The organism is Deltaproteobacteria bacterium HGW-Deltaproteobacteria-2 (genome assembly GCA_002840505.1).
In the GTDB taxonomy this organism is placed as follows: Bacteria; Desulfobacterota; Syntrophia; order Syntrophales; family Smithellaceae; genus Smithella.
The window spans coordinates 218,426-239,951 of record PHBC01000005.1 but is presented as its reverse complement, the minus strand read 5'-3'; the positions used below and the strand labels follow the sequence as shown (position 1 = coordinate 239,951).

The 21,526-nt window shown below is 46.2% G+C and carries 21 protein-coding genes; 15 read left to right on the top strand and 6 right to left on the bottom strand.

Annotated features, from left to right (window positions below):
* The first annotated feature begins 58 nt into the window (after positions 1 to 58).
* The 14 genes from CVU62_11730 (at position 59) to CVU62_11665 (ending at position 15,332) form a co-directional block, all read left to right on the top strand.
* A complete protein-coding gene (locus CVU62_11730) occupies positions 59 to 1,291 on the top strand; it encodes a hypothetical protein (protein PKN37266.1) in 1,233 nt (410 codons plus the stop codon).
* Positions 1,288 to 2,436, top strand: a complete 1,149-nt coding sequence (locus tag CVU62_11725) for a 2-hydroxyacyl-CoA dehydratase (GenBank protein PKN37265.1) — start codon at positions 1,288 to 1,290, stop codon at positions 2,434 to 2,436. The genes CVU62_11730 and CVU62_11725 overlap by 4 nt, the downstream gene beginning before the upstream one ends.
* Complete coding sequence (locus CVU62_11720) at positions 2,433 to 3,839, top strand: 2-hydroxyacyl-CoA dehydratase (GenBank protein PKN37264.1); 1,407 nt, start codon at positions 2,433 to 2,435, stop codon at positions 3,837 to 3,839. The genes CVU62_11725 and CVU62_11720 overlap by 4 nt, the downstream gene beginning before the upstream one ends.
* The gene (locus CVU62_11715) at positions 3,839 to 4,630 is read left to right on the top strand and encodes a 2-hydroxyglutaryl-CoA dehydratase (GenBank protein PKN37263.1); all 792 of its coding nucleotides are present in this window, start codon (positions 3,839 to 3,841) and stop codon (positions 4,628 to 4,630) included. The genes CVU62_11720 and CVU62_11715 overlap by 1 nt, the downstream gene beginning before the upstream one ends.
* Entirely contained in the window at positions 4,627 to 5,415 is a 789-nt protein-coding gene (locus CVU62_11710) for a 2-hydroxyglutaryl-CoA dehydratase (GenBank protein ID PKN37262.1), read from the top strand. Before CVU62_11715 ends, CVU62_11710 begins: the two co-directional genes overlap by 4 nt.
* 36 nt (positions 5,416 to 5,451) lie before the next feature.
* A complete protein-coding gene (locus CVU62_11705; GenBank protein PKN37261.1) occupies positions 5,452 to 6,192 on the top strand; it encodes a hypothetical protein in 741 nt (246 codons plus the stop codon).
* The gene (locus tag CVU62_11700; GenBank protein PKN37260.1) at positions 6,179 to 7,006 is read left to right on the top strand and encodes a cobyrinic acid a,c-diamide synthase; all 828 of its coding nucleotides are present in this window, start codon (positions 6,179 to 6,181) and stop codon (positions 7,004 to 7,006) included. The genes CVU62_11705 and CVU62_11700 overlap by 14 nt, the downstream gene beginning before the upstream one ends.
* A 107-nt stretch (positions 7,007 to 7,113) precedes the next feature.
* Complete coding sequence (locus CVU62_11695) at positions 7,114 to 7,947, top strand: hypothetical protein (protein PKN37259.1); 834 nt, start codon at positions 7,114 to 7,116, stop codon at positions 7,945 to 7,947.
* Between the two features lie 34 nt (positions 7,948 to 7,981).
* Positions 7,982 to 9,118 (top strand): hypothetical protein, encoded by a 1,137-nt coding sequence (locus CVU62_11690; GenBank protein PKN37258.1) that lies wholly within the window; start codon positions 7,982 to 7,984, stop codon positions 9,116 to 9,118.
* Positions 9,119 to 9,139: 21 nt separating this feature from the next.
* Positions 9,140 to 10,660, top strand: a complete 1,521-nt coding sequence (locus CVU62_11685; protein ID PKN37257.1) for a 2-hydroxyacyl-CoA dehydratase — start codon at positions 9,140 to 9,142, stop codon at positions 10,658 to 10,660.
* Between the two features lie 243 nt (positions 10,661 to 10,903).
* Entirely contained in the window at positions 10,904 to 12,424 is a 1,521-nt protein-coding gene (locus CVU62_11680) for a 2-hydroxyacyl-CoA dehydratase (GenBank protein PKN37256.1), read from the top strand.
* A gap of 42 nt (positions 12,425 to 12,466) precedes the next feature.
* Positions 12,467 to 13,777 (top strand): 4Fe-4S ferredoxin, encoded by a 1,311-nt coding sequence (locus CVU62_11675; GenBank protein PKN37255.1) that lies wholly within the window; start codon positions 12,467 to 12,469, stop codon positions 13,775 to 13,777.
* Positions 13,778 to 13,819: 42 nt separating this feature from the next.
* A complete protein-coding gene (locus CVU62_11670; GenBank protein ID PKN37254.1) occupies positions 13,820 to 14,611 on the top strand; it encodes an activase in 792 nt (263 codons plus the stop codon).
* Between the two features lie 460 nt (positions 14,612 to 15,071).
* Positions 15,072 to 15,332: a hypothetical protein gene (locus CVU62_11665; protein ID PKN37253.1), complete on the top strand. Its 261-nt coding sequence runs from the start codon at positions 15,072 to 15,074 to the stop codon at positions 15,330 to 15,332.
* 36 nt (positions 15,333 to 15,368) lie between these two features.
* Here CVU62_11665 and CVU62_11660 read toward each other — a convergent pair whose 3' ends face one another.
* The 4 genes from CVU62_11660 to CVU62_11645 all read right to left on the bottom strand — a co-directional run bounded on the left by CVU62_11660 (position 15,369) and on the right by CVU62_11645 (position 19,654).
* Positions 15,369 to 16,559 carry a hypothetical protein gene (locus CVU62_11660; protein ID PKN37252.1) on the bottom strand — a complete coding sequence of 397 codons (1,191 nt, stop codon included), beginning with the start codon at positions 16,557 to 16,559 and terminating at the stop codon, positions 15,369 to 15,371.
* A complete protein-coding gene (locus CVU62_11655; GenBank protein ID PKN37251.1) occupies positions 16,495 to 17,874 on the bottom strand; it encodes a hypothetical protein in 1,380 nt (459 codons plus the stop codon). The genes CVU62_11660 and CVU62_11655 overlap by 65 nt, the downstream gene beginning before the upstream one ends.
* 11 nt (positions 17,875 to 17,885) lie before the next feature.
* Positions 17,886 to 18,794, bottom strand: coding sequence for an ATPase (locus CVU62_11650; GenBank protein PKN37250.1), 909 nt, complete (start codon positions 18,792 to 18,794; stop codon positions 17,886 to 17,888).
* Between the two features lie 137 nt (positions 18,795 to 18,931).
* Positions 18,932 to 19,654, bottom strand: a complete 723-nt coding sequence (locus tag CVU62_11645) for a peptidylprolyl isomerase (protein PKN37249.1) — start codon at positions 19,652 to 19,654, stop codon at positions 18,932 to 18,934.
* Between the two features lie 219 nt (positions 19,655 to 19,873).
* Here CVU62_11645 and CVU62_11640 point away from each other — a divergent pair, with 219 nt between their 5' ends.
* Complete coding sequence (locus CVU62_11640; GenBank protein ID PKN37248.1) at positions 19,874 to 20,086, top strand: hypothetical protein; 213 nt, start codon at positions 19,874 to 19,876, stop codon at positions 20,084 to 20,086.
* Positions 20,087 to 20,275: 189 nt separating this feature from the next.
* Here CVU62_11640 and CVU62_11635 read toward each other — a convergent pair whose 3' ends face one another.
* The gene (locus CVU62_11635; protein ID PKN37247.1) at positions 20,276 to 20,938 is read right to left on the bottom strand and encodes a flavodoxin; all 663 of its coding nucleotides are present in this window, start codon (positions 20,936 to 20,938) and stop codon (positions 20,276 to 20,278) included.
* 166 nt (positions 20,939 to 21,104) lie between these two features.
* Entirely contained in the window at positions 21,105 to 21,437 is a 333-nt protein-coding gene (locus tag CVU62_11630; protein PKN37246.1) for a hypothetical protein, read from the bottom strand.
* Between the last annotated feature and the right edge of the window lie 89 nt (positions 21,438 to 21,526).

The following is a 21,526-nucleotide window of genomic DNA, read 5'->3' as shown; positions in this document are numbered from 1 at the left end:
TTTTACAAAAACTATTGAGTGGAAATTGAAGTTTAAATTTTGAATGGAGGCATATTCCATGAAATGTGTTGAAAAATCGATTCAACCAGAGAGCGTCGCCGATATGACGGGCATGGTTGTGTGGAGGATAGTAAAAACACCCGCGGCAAGAAAACTAATAATGTCTATTGTTCACGCGGCGCTTCAAGACTGGTCTGGTGACAGCAAACTAAAAATGCGGATGTCCGCGAATGTGGAAAAGATTTTTAACGAAGTTCTGTCCGCAAAAGGTAAAACTGAAAACACGTTAACCGGCGATGTGGATTATGCGGAAATTCTGCGTCCCGGATTTCGGGAAATAATTGAAAATATAGATTTTGGAGAATTAAAGGAAGCATTGGATTGCTCCCAAGACGATATTACTGCAGTAGTTAAAATGGCCAATGAGGAGATGTGGCGATATCCCGCTAAAGTGGTCTGTCTGCTTTCTCTTCTTCCATCAGTCGCAAATACAGCTGTTTCGGCAGTGAAAGAAACTTTAACACCAATAAATAATCTGGCGCCGGACCTTCTCGCCGACGTTGTATTGTCTCTGGCTGATGAAATCGACGGCAAAGAAATCGGACTGCTTATTAATGAGCTTAGCGAGTTGGTTCGAAAGGTACACACCGGCAGTGCTCTTCTGGGAGAGCCGGGCAAGCCTCAATCGGCCAATACCTTATCGCGCATCACGCGTGAGACTATGAGCGCGATCGACATCAATCTTTTACTTAAAACCAAAAATTCTTTAGCTGAAATCAAAGAAATGGCGTTGCAGAGCTTTATTGATTTGCTGGAGCAGAGTCCGGAGCTATCCAGGGAGTTCTTTCAAAGCCATTTTGTTTCGATGATCGCTTCAATTCGAAAATGGAGTCGCAAGGCCGACGCCTTTGAGCGCTTGTTTTCCGACGAAGATATAGCGCGTGAATTTGCCAAGGGAATGGGTGAAATTGATGCCCAGGAGATAGCAAGTACGATCAGCAGATTGTGCGGAATGTTAAATCGCGTACGTGCTACCACTCCCGGAATCATACGAAATACTTTATCGCAAACAATAAATTCAGTGGATGCGAACGAGGTTGGGGAAACGGTGCGCTGGTTGACAGATGACGTTGTGGAATCTCTTAAACCGGTGGCGTCCGAAGTATTGCCGCCCCTTATCAGAGGAATAGCAGATCTTTTGAGACCTGATGTTGCGGGTGTTCCCGCGGAAATTGAGGAAGCGCTGGCATATTTGAAAAGCGCCATTAACAGCAAGGAGGCCGTCGTATGATGAAAGAATTTTTTGAGACTTCCACCGTACTCAACAATAAATATGTAAAGCAGTGGAAAGAAAGCGGGAAAAAAGTGGTCGGCTATACTTGTTCGTATGTGCCCGATGAAATCTTTCATGCTGCGGGAATACTTCCCTTTAGAATACGAGGCTTTGGCTCCACCGACACTACAATCGGTGATACCTATTTCGGACCTTTTATTTGCAGCCTTCCCAAATGCATGCTGCAGTTGGCCGGAGAGGGTAAGTTTAATTTTTTAGACGGCGCAATTATCACCCCGGGTTGCGATTCGATGCGAAGGCTCGATGAGTGCTGGCGCAAGGCCGGCAGCGACGTAGAGGGCGTCATCCCCCCTTTCTTTTTTCATTACGGCGTCCCTCATAAATACTCGGACTACACTATTAAGTGGCTGACTGATGAAACCCGACGCCTAATTGCGGCAGTAGAAGAACACTTTAAGGTGAAGATTGCCGAAGCCGATCTGAAAAAGTCTATCAAACTGTATAATCAAAGCAGAGTTCTCCTTGATCGTTTCGAAGCGCTGCGCACTCTGGATGCTCCTCCCTTCACAGGAGAAGAAGCTTTGGCGGTTATACTTTCCGGCACCACCATGCCCCGGGAAGAATACAATAAATTACTGGAGCAGTTTATTTCTAATGCCGAAAAATCACCGGGGATTAAAGGACGCGTGCGTTTGATGCTCGTGGGCAGTGCCAATGATGATGTGGAACTGGTCAAGGTGATTGAAGGGGAAAAATCCTTAGTAGTTGCCGACAATCTTTGTTTCGGTTCGCGCTTTTATAGCGACAGAGTGGACGAAGATGGTGATCCAGTATCAGCACTCTGCAAGCGATATCTGGGGCACAATGATTGTCCCCGCATGTATGGAGATTATCGTAGAAGATTAGACATACTCACACAAAAAGTAGAAAAGGCGAAAATTGAAGGCGTTATTCTGCAAAACATCCGATTTTGCGATCTTCATGGTGCCGAAAACGGACTGTTCGAGAAGGACTTGGAAGCACAGGGCATACCTTGCATGCGTTTGGAGCGCGAGTACGGCCCCTTGGTAGAAACGGGTAGAATGAAAATGCGTGTTGACGCCTTTATCGAAAGAATACAGCAGAGGAGGGCTGCCGCATGAGAAAAGAAACGCGAGAATATAATTTTGATTGGATGATGTGGAATGCCTTTTCGGCAGCTTCACGCTTGAAAAGCGGAACGGAAAAGGAATACCAAACAATACTTAAATATATCCCTTATTTTAAAGGGGTTGTTAATGCAATATTGAGCACTGGCGAGCCCGGGGAGAAGTTTATCGGGATATGTTCAAAATATCTGGAGAATCTGGTTTTTGCCAAGGAAAAAGGCAACAAGACTGCCATCACCACTTTTTGTTTTTCTCCGGCTATTTTTTACGCCATGGACATCATGCCTATCTGTCTGGAAGTTCTTTCCGTTATGATGGCCTTCACGTATAAAAGAGGCACTGCGGAGTTTCTGGATTACTGCAACGAAGTGGGCTTTACCGAAACATCCTGTTCCTCTCAACGAGGAGCCGTAGGCGCATATCTGGCAGGTATCGGTGCGGATGTTGACATGTTTGTCACGGATACACCGGGCGTTTGCGACACTAACGCCAATGCGTTCTCCTTCGCCTCAGCCTACCTTAAGAAACCTTTCTTTCAGCTTGATTTCCCGCCGGATCTAACCGGTGAGCGTTCCCATGAATACCATCGGGATGACTTCAAGGCGCTCATACGATTTCTGGAAGAACATACGGGGAAAAAGCTCGATTATGATCGGTTAAAAGTGAATCTTCTGGAAGTGGCGAAGCAGGATGAACTCATTGCTGAATTGGAAGATCTGGCTCGGCTAATACCCAGCCCTTTACCTGTCCCTTACAATCTGATGGTGTATGCCTCACGGTTTCTTTTCGCGGGAATGCCGGAATGTACCGGTGTGCTCGAATCCATGCTGAAAATAGCACGGGAAAACGCCGCGAAAAATATTTCCGGATTAAGCGGAGGCGTCGAAAAGCTGCGGGCTTTCTTCTGTTATATCGATCATTACGCTCAGAATTTGCAGTTTTGGCAAATGTTGGACAGCAATGGCATCTGTTATCAGGGCAATATTCTGAGTCATTTCTGGTCACACAACGCACCGCACGTGGCACACTACCACAAAGAAGACGCAGCTTATATTATTGATACGAAGAGTCCGGATGCTTTGATTGACAGCGTAAGCATGATTAATTCGCGCATGCCCATGGTCAAATCAATTCGCGGCCCTTATGATGCTCCCAATATGTGGTTGGAAGATACTCTTGGTCTGGCCAAGATTTACAGCGCGGACTTCATTGTTTACAACGGAACACCGGGGTGCCGCAATACTTGGGGAATGGTAAAGCTCCTGGCTCGAGACACAGAAAAAGCCGGATATCCGACATATATCATGTATGCCGACGCCTTTGACGTGCGCGTGCAGTCCTGGGAAGCCACGGAAGAGCGTTTTATGGAATTTCTTAAGGTAAGGAGGCTTGTATAATGTTTGTAGCAGGATGCGATGTAGGATCATTAACGTCCAAGGCCGTCATCATGAAGAACGGCAAAATTATTGAATCGGTTATTATCAAATCAAAGGCTCGCCCCTGGGAATCGGCAGATGAAGTAATGGGTATGGCTTTGTCTAAGGCAGGCCTGACCATAAAAGATATAAAAAGATGCGTGGGAACCGGATACGGCCGCGACAAGATATCCTTTATTAATGAAGCCATTTCAGAGATTGCCTGTCACGGCAAAGGCGCCCGCTGGCTGGTACCTTCGGTAAGAACTGTCATCGATATCGGCGGACAGGATTGCAAGGCCCTCCGTTTGGATGATAAAGGCGACATGGTGAAATTTATCACCAACGACAAGTGCGCTTCCGGAACCGGCCGTTTTCTCGAAGTAATGGCCAAGGTGATGAATCTGAAACTCGAGGAGATGGGAGAGATGTCGCTTCGTTCCAGACATCCCGTCACCTTTGCATCGGCATGCACGGTTTGGGCCCAGGCCGATGTAATACAGCATCTGAATGACAAGGTTCCTATTGAAGATATTGCCGCGGGAGTCAATAACGCCATGGCCAGCCGCATGTCCACTCTGGCCAACAACATTGGATTGGAAAGTGATGTGTGTATGACGGGTGGAGTGGCCAAAAACAACGGTGTGGTCAACGCGCTGGAAAAGAATCTGGGAATACGAATTAAAAGGATACGTCGCGAAGACCCGCAGATTGCAGGAGCTATTGGAGCCGCGCTCTTCGCCATGGAAAAAGTCAGTGGAGGTGCCAAATGATTACTGCAGGTTGTGATATCGGATCTCTCACGGCCAAGGCCGTGATTTTAAAGGATGGGAAAATACTGGCTTCGGAGGTTATTCTAGCGTCTGCGCAACCGGAGAAGTCGGCACTTGACGTAATCAAACGCACCGTTGAAAAGGCCGGCATAAAAATTGAGGACATTGAGTACAGCGTAGGTACCGGCTATGGTCGTAAGCATATCCCCTTTATGAACTCTTCAGAATCTGAAATTGTCTGTCATGGCAGAGGAGCTGTCTGGCAGGTGCCGTCAGCACGTACGGTAGTTGATATCGGCGGGCAGGATGCGAAGTCCATCAGGATTGATGAAAAAGGAAATGTAGAACGTTATGTATATAACGACAAGTGCGCTTCAGGCACAGGACGATTTCTCGAAATTATCGCCGATTCCCTTGATATAAAATTGGATGATATGGGCGCTATAGCCGAGCAGGCCAAGGAAAAACTTACTCTGTCCAACCAGTGTGTGATTTTTGCCGAAACCGAAATTATTTCACTCGTAAATGAGGGGAAAGAGATTCCTGATATAATCAGTGCGCTACACCAGGCCGTTGCCAACCGGGCAGCCTCACTGGCCAAGAGCATTCTTGTAGTTCCGGATGCCGTGATGACCGGTGGCGTGGCAAAAAACTCCGGAATGTTTTCCGCTCTGGAGAGAGCCCTCGGTGTGAAATTGCATCGGGTGGAAAATCCCCAGATTAATGGAGCCCTTGGTGCAGCTCTCATTGCCATGGACGCGCTGGAATCATCTAAAAAGAAGTGAAAACAGAGAGAACCGCCGCTACAAAATGAGAGGAAAATGAATCTCTTTGATAATGTTATAGCCGACTTGCGGGATTACCTTCAAAAGAAAAATGCCGAAGGAAGCAGGGAATATGCAATTCCGCGATTGTCGAGCTGGCCCATTGCCGGTAAAGGAAATGTAGTGCTCGAGCCCGATACTGCAATTGAGCTGGGCAATCCACGGGATGAGTCCGCTTCCTTCATGCTGTGGTCCAACGATGCAAAAAAAATCAACGATGGACGGATAACACTTATTGGTCCGGATATTGGTGACTCGAAACAGAAGAATCTTCCCTTCGGTAAAGTGGTACTCCTGGGAGTACGGGGAATGACGGAGGACAACTGTTACGAACGACACCGGGAGTTGGAAATGGCACGGTACGATCTCAACCTCTCCGGATACATGATGAGATCCGTCTCGCAGTATGGGCGGGAGTGGAGCCGGGTAAGTAAGAAAGCAATAAGCCAGGGGATGAATTTCGCAACCCTTGGCAGCGCCCTTGCCCAGATGTATCGTAATGTCGATTTCGTGGAATCGGTGGAAATCGTTTTCGTGACATCGTCGCCTGCGGATGTTCGGGAGTTGGGTGTGTTAGGTGACAAAGCGTCGCGACTTATCGGTGCCCTCAACAAAATGGCCGCGGAAATGTCCTTCGAATGCGATTCCTGCGAATTTGTCGATGTGTGCGATGAGGTGGAGGATCTCCGGAATATCAGGAACAATTTAAAAAAGGAAGAACCAAATGTGCGTCGCTAAGAGAAAGACCAAAATTATAGCTATTTGCGGCAAGGGCGGAGTGGGAAAAACATCGATATCCGCGGCAGTAACGAAAATTCTCATAGAGGATCCCCGGGCACGGGTACTGGCCATTGACGCCGATCCTGCCGTGGGCCTTGCGTCCGCTCTGGACATCAGCGTGCGCTGTACCGTAGATGACGTGCGCAATTTGCTGATAAATAAAATCGAGAAACGTGAGGGCGGCGATAAAAAACAGATCATCTCGCTGCTCGATTATGAACTTACGAATGCCCTGGAGGAACGGGGAAACCTGGCTTTTCTGGCCATCGGCAGGCCGGAGACGGAAGGATGCTACTGCAAGGTAAATGATATGCTGAAAGATATTATCAAATCGCTTTCCAGTAATTTTGATTACGTGGTGATTGACGGCGAAGCCGGGGTCGAACAGATTAACCGGCGCGTCATGGAAAGCGTTACCCACCTCATTCTTGTGTCCGACCAATCGGCCAAAGGTGTCGGAGTGATTTCTACACTTAAAAAGGTGGCCGCTGATGCCGTACATTACGAACGTGTAGGATATATTATTAACCGGATACGCGACAAACAGGAACTGGGCAAGATGCAGTTACCTGAAGATATAGAATTCCTGGGATTTATTCCCGAGGACGAGAACATAAGAAACAGCGACATCGAGGGGAAGAGTTTTTTAATGCTCCCGGATTGTACCGCGCTCAATTCGGTTCGCCAATGTCTGGAGACTATGCGAATTATTCCACTGGAAATTTTTAATCCGGGTTGCACATGTTCTTCTATGCATAGTCATAGTCATTAATAATTTTCAGGAATATTCTCCATGATGTTTTCTATCACCATCACTGGTATTCCGGAAAAGATGAAGCTGCTACACTGATTTTTTTATTGATTATAAGAGAGTATTCTATGAATATTGCAATAGTATATTTTTCGCAAACAGGACAGACGCGCAAAGTTGCGGAAGCCATGGCCACCGTCCTGCGCAAAAAAAAACACACCGTCCGCGTCTCGACTATACAGGATGTTGATCCGGAAGATATCAAAAAATGTGATTTACTGGGCGTGGGCTCTCCATGTTTCGAAAGCCAGGCCCCTTCAGCAGTTAAAACCTGGTTGCGTACATGGCCAGCCATTCAAGATAAACAGGCTTTTGTTTTCGCCACTGCGGGCGGAGCACCCGGTCGTGTTCTTTATGAGCTAACCCGGGAGCTGCGCAAAAAAGGATCGAATGTCATCGGCGGCTTCATGAGCCGGGGTATGGTACACCACCCGGCACCGTGTCTGATTGGCCGGCTGCCGAACCGTCCTAACGCCAAAGATTTGGCCGAAGCTCGTACCTTTGCTTTGGCCGTGGAAAAACATCTTAAGTCCTGCGATGCGGGCACCATGCCGGAGAGCCGTCCGGACGCGCTTAAACCAACTTTGGGATTTTATCAACTGGTAGGTCTCATAGCGAAGCCTTTTCTGCTGCGCATCATTCTGCCCAAGCCAAAACTTACACAGAGCCGATGCAATCAGTGTGAGCTCTGCGCCAAGGAATGTCCGGTGCAGAGTATTAAGCTTGCACCATATCCGGTCCTGGATGGCCGATGCATCCGCTGTTACCACTGTCAGAACATTTGTCCCAAAGAAGCCTTAAACGAATCCTGGTGGTACGGGAATTTGGTGATTTCATCCCTCTATAATACGATCTTTGCACGTCTCTTCGGAGACCTAAAACGGGGAGAAAGCATCTACTGATGGAATAGAAGTTGAATGAAGGAGGAATATTAGTATGGCACCACCTAGCAAAACCATGAAGGTATTTGAAGAACTTTTGGAGAGTCCGCAAAATCGTTTGGTTGAACAAGCGGAGCAAAGCGGGCGCATACCTATTGCGTATTCCTGTTCGTTCGTGCCCGAGGCTTTGCTCATGGCAGACAAACTTTTCCCGGTGCGTCTGCACGCGCCCGGCCTGGCCGGAACCGAGATCGCGGATAATTATCTTTCGAGTTTCACCTGCAGCTACGTCCGCGGCCTGTTAGAATTTGCCATGGATGGACGTTTTGATCTGCTGAAAGGGTGGGTATTTGTTCCTTCGTGTGCCCATATGCAGCGTCTCTACGATAACCTGGAATATCTCCAGAAGCCTGACTTTAATCATATCCTGGACGTACCGCGTAAAGTAAACAAGGATACGCTCGTCTGGATGACGGATGAACTGAAGACACTCGCTGATAAACTTGCCGGTCATTTCGGCGTGGACATGAGCGATGAATCGCTCAGAAAGGCCATGCGCCAGTGGAACGATTTTGCCAGTACAATTCAATCTATCGGTGAATTGCGCAAGAAACCTAATCCACCCATCAGCGGCACCGAATTTCACCAGATCGTCATGGCTTCTCTGACATCGCCCAAGGATTTGATCCTTCCTTATATCCTCGATTTCAAGAAAGAGCTTGAACAACGTGAGGGTATAAAGAATTCCCGGGCACGCCTGGTGGTTGTAGGCGGTCATTTACATAACCCGGAATTTATAAAGATAATCGAATCGCAGGGATGTCTGGTTGTAGCAGACCGTTTCTGTACCGGAACAATTCCCGGATTCAAAACCATAGAACTCAATAATGATAGCCCCTACAAAATAATGGCTGAATACACCTTTAAAAAGACGCTCTGTCCGCGTATGATGGAAGATTTCGATCGCCGGCTGAATATAATTGTCGACACCGTGAAAGAATACAACGCAGATGGCGTGGTGCTCGAAATTATCAAATTCTGTGATCTCTGGGGCGTGGATTCCATGACTCTCGTAACTGCGTTGCGTGATAAGGGAATACCGGTACTCAAACTGGAGCGGGAATACCACCTTAGCGGCGAAGGTCAGCTGCGCACACGCGTACAGGCCTTCATCGAAAGCATGGGTAAATAACGGTGTCATAAGGAAGCTTACGTGAAACTCAATACTGTCTTGGACAATACCAAAAATACCATCATGCGTCTGCCGGATGCAACGAAAGGGTTCCTAAAGAGATCTCTCATCGGATATTATTTCTCTGCGCCGCATCCCCGGGATGCTATGGTTTTTACAAAATACTGGATCATGAACTGGGGGGCAATTCTGTACTGGATAGGGCAATCCATTTTTAAGCTCGGGCCCATTGGATTAATACGCGCTCTGGTCAAGCATCCTTGGATACTGACCTTGCTTCGTGTCAACGGACTTGCCAATCGTTTAGCGCGTGGCCAGACCGGCGTTTATCATGATGCGCTTTGCATAACGGTCCACACCGTGGCCTTAGGCGTCATTGAAGAACTGCGAAACATGCTGTTTGATGCTGAAAATCTGGTTATTTTCGAGGATCTTGTTCCTTACGATATTGCGCGCGGAATGGGATTGAATTGTTACATGCTTGAACTTTGGGGCATTGTCCTGCCTATCTTAACATCCGAAGGAACTTTAAAATATATAGACGAGGCCGAAAACTCGGGTATGAATCCCGATGCCTGCAGTCTGCCCAAGGCCACCGTGGGCATGGTCATCAAGGGTCACACGCCCAAGGGTGTGGCCATGGTGAGTTCCAATATGCCCTGTGATGCCGGCGCGGCCTCCTATGCCTTTATCCGGCGTGTAGATAATGATATCCCCACTTACCGACTGGATGTGCCGTATAATTTTTACAATGAGCGGGCCGAGAAGCTCTTTGCCAAGGACGTTAAGGGCATGATCGCATTTCTGGAAGAACACACCCCCGGGCGCATGGACTGGGATCGTATGCGTGAGATATGCCAGGGACGCAACCGCATGCTGGAACTCGAGATGGAGCTGTGGGAAATGACCAGGATCAAGCCGGCCCCTCTGGCGGGCGCGGCAGTGTGGCTGAGTCATATATGGCATTTCAATGTCTCAGCCGGGAATCCGACGTCGATTCGACATTACGAAAAGCTCGTTAAAATGGCACGTAAGAATCTTGAGAATAATACTCCTGCCACGAAGAACGAGAAATACCGTACAGTAATCTGGAACCCCCCCTTCCTCCATTTTGTTGACATGTTAAATTGGGCCGAGCAGAAGTATGGTGTAGTCGTTCTCAACGACAGCATGACCTATAATCATCATGAACCCATCAACATAACTAGCCCTGAAACAATGATCAGGGACTGGGGCAGGACCATCATGCAGGGACCCATGGTGCGCCATACCCGCGGACCGGCTGAAAACTACTTGGACGATATCTTTCGTATGTACAAGCAATTCGATCTCGATATGATCTGGATCGCCAACCATGTTGGGTGCAAGGGCGGTCAGGCCATGAACGGCGTTCTGCGCGAACAGTGCCGCGCCAAAGGTATCCCCCTGCTCATCCTGGATTACGACCTCTTTGACCCGCGGATTGTATCTCATGAAAACATGATGCGGCAGGTGGATTTCTTTATGGAAAATGTCATGAAGGCTAAACGCATTGATCAATAAAGAAGATTATTACTTCTTTAGTTCCATATAGGAGACTTGCATATGCACATTACCAAGGAGCTTTATACTCCTGATTAGGTGGATGTGGTGGTAAAGATGCCATGCCGTTGGTAACCGCATTGCGTGAAAAGGGCAAACCGGTACTCAAGGTGGAGCGGGAATATCGTCTTGGCGGTGAAGGTCAGCTTCGTACAGGCGTTTATTGAAAGCATGGGCAAATAATGAATTCATAAGGAGGCTTACGTGAAGCTCAATACTGTTTTTGATAATACCAGAAATACAATCATGCGTCTGCCGGAATTGTCGAAAGGTTTTTTTAAAAGATCTCTTATCGGATATTATTTCAGTGCGCCGCATCCCAGGGAGGCTCTTGTTTTTACGAAATACTGGATCATGAACTGGGCGGCAATTATTCAATGGATATTGTATTCCATTTTCAAGCTCGGTCCTATTACATTTATTCGTAAGCTGATCAAACATCCGTGGATACTGATACTGATTCGTGTTAACGGATTGGCCAATCGTGCGGCGCGAGATAATACAGGTATTTATCATGATGCAATTTGCATAACGGTTCACTCTGTAACATTAGGTGTTATTAATGAACTGCGGAATATGCTGTGGGATGCTGAGAATCTAGTTATTTTTGAGGACCTTGTCCCTTATGATATCGCACGTGGAATGGGCTTGAACTGTTACATGCTTGAACTCTGGGGCATTATCCTGCCCATTCTGGTATCGGACGGCACTTTAAAATACATTGATGAGGCGGAAAACTCTGGCATGAATCCCGATGCATGCAGTTTGCCCAAGGCAACTGTAGGTATGGTTCTTAAAGGTCATACGCCCAAGGGCGTGGCCATGGTGAGTTCTAACCTGCCCTGCGATGCAGGAGCGGCTTCTTATGCCTTCATCCAGCGGGCATATGGTGATATCCCCACCTACCGGCTGGATGCTCCCTATAATTTCTACAACGAGCGCGCAGAACAACTTTTCGCCAAAGACGTTATGGGTATGATCGGCTTTCTGGAAAAACACACCCCTAAACGCATGGACTGGAATCGTATGCGCCGGTTCTTTGAAGGACGCAATCGCATGCTGGAACTTGAAATGGAGTTATGGGAAATGAGTAGGAAAAGGCCTTCCCCTGTGGCAGGCATAGCAGTGTGGTTGAGTCACCTGTGGCATTTCAACGTTTCCGCCGGTGATCCTGCTTCAATTCAGCACTACGAAAAGCTCGTGAAAATGGCGCGAAAAAATCTGGAAAACAATATTCCTGCCAAGAAGAACGAGCGGTACAGGGCAGTTCTCTGGAATCCGCCCTTTTTGCATTTCAGTGACATTTTTATATGGGCTGAAAAGAAATACGGCATTTTTCTTATTAACGATAGCATGACCTATAATCATCATGAACCAATTGACACAACTTCACCCGAGACTATGGTCAAAGGCTGGGGAAAGACCATCATGCAGGGTCCGATGGTTCGCCATACCCGAGGTCCGGCCGAAAACTATCTGGAAGATATATTCCGCATGGTCAAGCAGTTCGATCTGGATATGGTCTGGGTTTCCAATCACGTGGGCTGTAAGGGTGGTCAGGCAATGAACGGAATACTGCGCGAAAAATGTCGGGAGAAAGGCATTCCTTTGCTTGTATTGGATTACGATCTTTCCGACGAGCGCATTGTCTCTCACGAAAACATGATGCGGCAGGTTGATTTTTTCATGGAAAACGTTATGAAGGCTAAGCCAATTGATCAATAACGAGGATTGTTGCTTCTTTAGTTCAATATAGGAGACTTGCATATGCACATTACCGATGATGGCCATATTTATCGTAAGCTTGGGGAAAAGATAGATAACCTGCATGTGAAGGCACCTTGGAATGAAACTTGGCACAGCATTTTGAAAGAGCTTTATACCACTGATGAGGCTGATGTCGTGGTAAAGATGCCCTATACTCTCTCGACGCTGGAAAGAATCTCACAAATCACCAAAATCGAGAAGACCAGCCTGCAAAACATATTAGATAGTCTGTGCAGGAAGGGGCTTGTCATGGACACATGGAACGAAAAACATGGCCGGTACTACTATATGCCCTGGCCTATAGCTATAGGAATATTCGAATTTACCATGATGAGGACCGACAACAATCTCAACAAGAAGAGAATGGCCGATCTCTTTCACGAATACTTCGGCTCCGTACACGCAGCTAATTTTTCAAACAATGAAAAGGTCTCCGCGCTTCGCGTTATTCCCGTCGAAGAATCAATTACGGCTGACAGTCACACGGAATTCTTCGATTACGAGAAAGCTTCATCGCTAATTGAAAGCACTGATAAGTGGGCCATCGGTCTTTGCTCCTGCAGAAGCGAAAAACTGCATAACGGAACCAGGGGATGCGATGCACCCACGGATTGCTGCAGTCTTTTAGGAATCGGAGCAGATTATGGCATAAGGAACAACTTTGCGCGCAAAGTCACGAAATCCGAGATGCTGGACAATTTCGCCCGGTCAAAGGAATATAGTCTCGTCTTCTGCGCCGTCAATACTAAAAAGAATCCCGTGGCCATCTGTCACTGCTGCAAGTGTTGCTGCAACTTTTTAGGCGGATTGACCAAGTACGGATATCAGAATTGCGTCGTTACTTCCAATTTCATTTCCAAGATTGATGCAGGCAAGTGCACTGGGTGCGGAAAATGCGTCAAAGTATGTCCTGTAAATGCCTTGAGCCTGGTATCTGCAAATGATCCCAAAAATATGAAAAAGAAAACTTGCAAGCTGAATACCGATATATGCGTGGGTTGCGGAGTATGTATTGCCAAATGTTCCTTCAAGGCAATGGAAATGATACCGCGGGAAAGTAAGGTTTTACACCCGGAATCTCTTTTCGAGGTGACTATGTTGGCAGCGCTCGAGCGCGGCACACTGCAGAATCAACTATTCGATAATCCCATGAGTATAACCCAGGACTATATGAGAACATTCGTTGGGGCTTTTCTGAAGCTGACTCCGGTTAAGCAGGCCCTTATGAGTAATATTTTCAGATCCTCATTTCTATCTTCAGCCAGAAGCATTGCCCGAATACAGGGTAAGGGTTGGATGCTGGATCTATAAATACAACAGGATAATATTATAATAACAGGGAGAAGAATAAACATGACGAAAAAATATTTTGGTGGATGCGATGTAGGTTCCACCACTGGTAAAGCGGTAATATTGGATGAAAACGGCAATATGGTTGCCAGCATCATCGTGCCCAGCGAGATAGACCCGGAAGTTACTTCCATACAGGCACTGGAAAAGGCCTGTGCCCAGGTCCCGGACATCGGCAGCTACAAAAATCTGACCTACTTGGTCGGCACCGGCTATGGCCGCAACGAAGTGGCCTTTGCCAATGAAAATATTTCGGAAATCAGTTGTCACGCGATGGGAACATTTTCCTGCGCACCGGCCATCAAAACTATTGTTGATATCGGCGGACAGGATGTTAAGACCATCTCCATCGACGGCGACGGCTCTGTGCTGGAGTTCGCTATGAACGACAAGTGCGCAGCCGGGACCGGTCGCTTTTTCGAAGCGATGAGCCGCATCTTCCGTATGGATCTTGATGAATTTTCAGACCTCTCCTTAAAGGCTAAAAAGATTATTCCCGTCACGGCCCAGTGCAGTGTCTTCGCTGAAAGCGAAGTCATTAGTCTTCTGGCCCGCCGTAATCCACCAGAAGACATCGCCGCCGGCATCCAGACGGCTGTTTCCAAACGTTGCTTTTCTTTGCTTAAACGTATTGGTATGCGCCCCCAGGTGACCGTAACCGGCGGATGTGCCAAAAGCCATGGTTTGATCAAAGCGCTCACCAAAGTCATCAATATGGAAGTAACACCTCTGCCCGTTGACCCGCAAATAATCGGTGCCTTGGGTGCTGCTGTCTTTGCTCAGCGTCGCAAATAATGATTTAATGTTTGTAGGTGTATTGATAATACACCTTGGAGGAAAATAAAGAAAGCCGTAAACAACATTATAAAAGCTATGCATACATGATTATGTCACCACCTAATGCTGTCCATTTTTATCCCCCCTCTTGGAAGCGTTAGACCTGCAAGCAACCCGGCGTATATCTATTCATATGCCGGGTTGCACTGTCTGACAATAATTTAAAATAAAGAAAAACCAGTCGCTATATATGATACCTTGCCCTTCCCAAATCCAGTTTTTCTATTCACCGGTATATCTTTTCATAAAACAAAACATCCGATAATAATTTACTTGAAATAGACTTAATTTGCGGTATAGTAAAAAGCATAAGTAAGAATAAAATTTGTAAAATTCCATCTTTCCTGAGGTTTAAACAAGATATTATCAAAAATGGCTGATTAATAAACTGGTGTAAGGCAAGGAGGAGGCGATAAGAATGATAGAAATGCAAAAAAAGCAAACAACTATTATTTGCACGGATGGCACTTCCATAAAATGCTCTATTAATGTTTTACCAGGACAAAAGCTCTTTGATATAATTAAAAGCACCAATGAAGCTTTTGTATTAATAAATGACGTGGAAATTAATTATCAAGAGCAGATGCAGTCTTTCAAGTTATCTACAAAAATAACAGAAAAAAAAGACAGCCTTATTCTCAACAAATCCATAATAAAGTGGATCGACGAAATTAAATAACAAAAACCTTCATTTTTCATTTTCCGGCCAGATTTTTTATCTGGCTCCGTGTAGCAGTTCGTCGCCCAGCTTTGCCTGCTTATCCTGTAAGGTTTTTTCCTGCAGCGCTCCCAGAACGTTGATGTCTGTCTGAAGAACATTATAACGTTCTTTTGTTTTGATTTCCCATTTAGCAACCGCGGCAGATATCCTCAATTGAAAACCGGCAACCAGTTCTTTGAATGTGACTATCAGAGGTACAGCGGCGCTATCGTGTTCGTCCAGCTTTTGCGCTGCATCGCGGGCAATGGCGCGCATTGTTTCCAGCAGGGAATCTAAAGCTCCCACTTCGCTTTGCAAAAGTTTATCTTTATTAATGTTGCGCTTTTCACTTTCCACGATTAATTCCATAAGTTCAGCACCCATTCCGCCTGTCACTGCGCCCATCAGAACAACACTTTCCGCATCACTAAATGGTATGACAATATTCGTATAAGCGGTGTCTTTTTCACCCAAAATGGCAGAAGAAGGCATACGGCAGTCATTTAATTTAATTCCGCCGTGCGGTGCAGGTTTTAGGAAGTCGAATTTCATCTGTGGTTTGACGATAACTCCATTATCATTAGTCGAAACCAGAAAGGCGCTGAATTTTTTCTGTCCTTTCTCTTCACCGGTTATCGCTATGACAATGAAAAGTCCGGCAATCGGCGCGTTGGTTAAATAAATTTTGTCCGCATTGATTTTATAGAAATTACCGTCAGGCACTGCTGTAGAGGTCAGTAATTTGGGACGCGCTCCGTGCTTTGGTTCGGAAACGGCAAAGGACACGATTAACTTTCCCTGAGCCATCAGCGGCAGATATTGCTTTCGTTGTTTCTCATTGCCAAAAGCAGAGATAACGCGCAGGGCAATAATCTGCTGGTACAGCCATGACAGTGCCAGCCCCATATTGTAACCACTGCGAACGAAAACTTCGCCCGCTTCGGTAAGTTGCTTGAATCCGCCACCGCTGCCACCGTACTCCGGCGCTATTCCTATTTTAAAAAATCCGGCTTCACCCATTTTCTGCCAGATGTCCTGAGGGAAATTCTGAATTGTCTGTAAATCTGAGCGTGAAGCGATGTGTTCGATGGCAAAGCGAGATATCCAACTGTAAGATTTTTCTGATGCGATAGTATTCATTTTATAAAACCAGCTCCTCGATGAAAGTAAATAATTGATTGACGTTGCGGCACTGGCGCACCTCATGACAGTGAGGCGTATAAGACCTGATTTCGCTGTCACCGGAGCCCCAGAGATTTTCCTGCTCTGGATTGAGCCAGATAACTCTACGACATTTCTCCCGCATCTGGCCGAGAATCGCGTCTTCGGGATTCATATAATTGGTGCGCCCATCACCGACAATTATCAGCGTTGTCTTCTTGGTCAGAAGATCCATATGATCCTTCTTGAAATTGCGAAAAGTTTCGCCGTAATCGGTTGATGCGTTGTAATTCACATCAGATTTCTCCAGCACCAGACGAATCGCCTCGTTAATTTCATTTTCTTCGAATATGGAAGTTACGTCCGATAACTGATCAATAAAGACAAAGCTGTTAACTTTGTCAAAGCAATCCTGCAAGGAGTAAAGCAGATTAAGCATGAAACGCGCTGCCGCCCAAACTGAACCGGATACATCGCACAATGTGACAATTCGGCTTTTGCGTTTTGCCCTGCGTCGGTATTTGATCTCCACCGGAACGCCATTGTATTTGGCCGAAGCGCGCAGAGTTTTTTTGACATCTATACTTCCTCTGTTGCGGACAGCATACCGGCGGCTGACAATGTTTTTTAATTTGCGGACCAGCTTATCAATTGCTTCACGCATTTCTTCCAATTCCTCGCGGGTAAAAGAAGAAAATGATTTTTCGCCCAGCCCTTTGAGTTTTTGTTCTTCCGTTTTGGTTGTTCTGGTGCCGGAATCTCCCGGATGTGGTTCATAGGCAAGAATGGAGCGGGCGGCAGCCACGCGTTCTTCGAAATAGGCGGCAAGTTCGCGCCCGGCGACTGAATCAGTTTTCGCGTAGTTGTCCTCTACCAGATCTTTAGCGGCGGATGCAGCTTTATTAATCTGGATCATCACGTTGAGGCGATTGCCCAAAGGCCCCAGGTTAAAGCGCAACATGGTCACTTCTTCTTCCGTTTGAATCCGGCGCATTTCCTTGAGAAGTGCCATGGGATTGCCCTGCATAAAGTCCACGACGGCGTCGTAAACAGTATCATCATGCGGCATTTGTTTGAGAATTTCCGCGGCTTTTTTTATTTGCTCGGAATAAGAGGCCGCCTGTTTAATATCGGCAGTATCCATGCGCATTTCATGAAAGAAGAGATGATAGAGGCGGTCGAAGTGCTGCACGTCGCGCATACTTTTGGCAAAATTGGCGCGAAGCAGAGACCGGAATTGCGACTCATCGGTCGGATTAATCAATTTCATCTGGTTGAGACTGTCGAGGACTTCCGAAGTTGATACACGCATTCCCGCCGCACGACAGCAGGACACAAATTGTTGAATGAGTTTGACCATACATTTTTAATCTACTGCAAAATACGATTTATATTTTTACGAACTTTTTCCATGTCAATCTGGTATTTGCAAATTATATTGAGTGTCTCCGAAACAACCTCCGGCGTCAGTTCGTTGATCTGCAGAGCGATTAGCGATTGCGCCCAGTCAATCGTCTCGGAAATGCTGGGACTTTTTTTCAAATTCAGTGTGCGAATTTTACGGATCGCGTCAACCAATGAGTTACAGAGTTTTTCCTCGATTCCCGGAATTTTGAGCCGGACAATGGAAATCTCCGCGTCCCGTGCGGGATAATCGATGTAAAGATGAACACAGCGGCGTTTCAGCGCATCGCTCATATCGCGGTAGTTGTTGGATGTCAAAAGTACAAAAGGAATCTGAATGGCCTTGCGGGTGCCCAGTTCGGGAATGGAAACCTGAAAGTCGCTTAAAAGCTCCAGCAGAAACGCTTCGAATTCCGGATCGGATTTGTCCACTTCGTCCACAAGAAGCACGACTGGTTTCTCCGAGCTGATGGCCTGCAGAAGCGGCCGGGACTGAATGAAACGGTCAGAGAAAAAAGCGTCTTCCTGAGCGGCTATCTGATCAACTGCCTGAGTTAGGGTCGCAGCGGAAGAAATGATGTCGTTGAGCCGGTCTTTAACCATTTGGGTATAAAGAAGCTGTTTGGCATATTCCCATTCATAAAGAGCCTTGGCTTCATCCAATCCTTCATAACACTGGAGACGAATAAGCTCCCGGTCCAGAGAGCGGGCTACGGCTTTGGCCAGTTCTGTCTTGCCGACACCGGCCGGCCCTTCAACTAAAACCGGTTTTTGCGTCGCCGCAGCCAGAAAAACGACTGTAGCAATTTCTTTAGAGGGGATGTATCCGGCCTTTATTAGTCGTGACTGAACATCCGCGACACTTTCATATTTCATAATAACTTAATCCTTCTGAAATTATACAGATAATAAAGAATTTGTCCGTGGGGTGTGAGTATAGAAGAATCATCTTCATATGTCAATAAGAGCGGGTTTTCAGCCCGCTCTTACGTTCATATGATTTTTAAAACGAACTATTTCTTTGCTTTTGCCTTGGACGTTGATGGTTTCTTGGTAGTTGAAGCTGCTGCGGGAGTATGTTTAGTATCCAGCAGTTCCACTTCAAAGATCAGTGTTGATCCTCCGGGAACTATAGGCGGTCTACCCTGATCGCCGTAAGCGATATCCGAAGGACATATTAATTTAGCCTTGCCGCCGACTTTCATTTTCGTGAGACCTTCTGTCCAGCAGGGGATAACCTGTCCCAACTGGAATTCCAAAGGTTGACCACGCTTAACAGAGCTGTCAAATTCCTTGCCGTCAATAAAAGTGCCTGTGTAATGAACTTTGACGACGTCTGAGGATTTGGGTTGAGCGCCGGTTCCGGCCTTAATTGGCTGGTAAATAAGACCTGAGGCCATCTTCTGCGCGTCTTTTTCCTTGGCTGCTTTCTCTAAAAAAGGTTTGGACAATTCTTTTTGCTTTTGCGCGGCGGCCAGCATTCTTGTTTGAAACAAAATACCAATGCTTTGCTGATAGGCTTCCGGTTCTGCATCTAACTTTTTACCGGCAGCTGCATCGCTCATACCCTGCTTGACAAAGTCAAACTCCTCGGCAGACAGGTTAAAAATAGACAGTTTTTTAGCCAGATCAGCTCCAAGCGCGTAAAGGGCTTTCTGGTCTTCAGTTTGTGGCTGGGCAGCCCATGCCGGAACAGCCAACAGAAAAATAAAAACACAAATAATAAATCTACGCATAAAACTCCTTTCTTGAATCATAAATTTTATTTTATAAAATATTTATTCATGGTTGAGTTACAAGAACCATGATCCTATCCACGTATATCCTACTGCGCTTTGTTTTGACACGCTTAAAATCGATTTACCAATAGCAACGCCGTGATCTCGAATACACTTCAGTCTTATTTTTTTGCTAGTGAAAATAAAATCAAACCTATACCTAATATAGAGAGTGTTATGGGACAGGGAAGCGGAAGTCCAAGGGGATTCGGCTTATTCAGAATCATTAAAGTGGAATCTGCAATAAGAAGAAATCCGGATATAACAAAACATATTTTAGCTATTTTCAACATAAAGACCTCCCCCGTCATAATTTATGATTACGATTATTTCTGCATTAACGCATCTTTACAACTGCCGCAGAAGTATATAAAAACCATCTTCTTGTGAGGACAGTATAGGGATATCGGTCTTTTATGTCAACCATGTATATTATTTTTGTATATTATTTTCCGGTTTGTCTCGATATATCATGATTCAACTTATCAATTCCGACGCAGTTACATCGCGTATCCAGGTAGCGCCATGGCACCCCTATAGTGACCTTAAGGTTATTCAGGGTATTAGGCTTGGAACTCACTAAATATAGCGTGATTTACCGGTAATCCGGCAACCGAACTCGAATGCTTTCCGACAGTCATTCGGAAACTCCTGCTCATGCCGTTTCGCTTTCTGTACCGGATCCATATACTCCATAACGACTTTAGAATAGTCGGGAAACTGACAGGTGTCATAGCAGCAAAAGGTTTCAACCGTCCCACCAAAGATCATGCGAAACGATTTCTCCGTAGATTGGAACATTGTTCTCAAACCTTGTTCTTCGCACATTTCCTCGGTAATGTTCATAGTGTAGAGAATCCCCGTATTGATTTTTCGCGGCAATACAGACCTGGGCGGCATGCTATATACGAGGGGAGCGAACAGAAGTCTTTCTATGAATGAACGCATTTCACCGGTCATCGATCCGAAATATATCGGTGTCCCCAGGATAAGAGCATCAGCTTTGTTCACAATCTTTTTGAGTATCGGACTCAAGTCGTCTTTCTGAGCACATATTCCGGTGTGCGATACACCAGTGAGCTTACACGCAAAGCAACTGCTGCATCCCTTAAAAGAAAGATCGTACAGATGCACCAGTTCGGTGTCAGCCCCTTGTGACGCCGCACCTTCCAGTGCTTTTGTCAGCAGAGTCGCTGTATTCCCGTTTTTTCTCGGGCTTCCATTGATACCGATAACCATCATATCTCGCTGCCTTTCCCCTGCTACGTATGTTGTCTCAAGCTTTATCCCCATACATTGGGATTCAACTTACCAATTTCCATACATTTCGTTGTTGCATTTTTGATCAGAGCGATAATCAACTTCAGAAGTAAATAAATCAATGGGACAGGCATCCAAAACAGAGGATCTATATTCCAAGCTTAGCAAGCATTGTGCAAAAAGTATTGATAATCTCCACCAGTCTTGGATGAGATACTTCGAAACCCTGAACCGATGAAGTCAAACCTTCAATCGACAAATTAATGAGGTCCGAACTCTTTTCGCTGCGCGTGGCTTCATGGGCGGATAATTCGGCAAATCTTACAACGCTTTCCGCCTGCTCATGGTGAGTTTGGGAAAGGTCGGCAATTTCCGTTCTCAGAGTCTTCAGGAGGTTCAACAATTCAGCTTTATCGTTTTCTTTAACCGCATTGCTCTGCTTCAGTTTCTCTTCAATTTTATCAAGACGATCTTGAATCATTTTCTCCCACCTTTATTATTTTTTATTCCAAATGTTCCCTGAACCTCTCCGCTGCACAGTTAAAATAATACGATGGGTGATCGTGTATG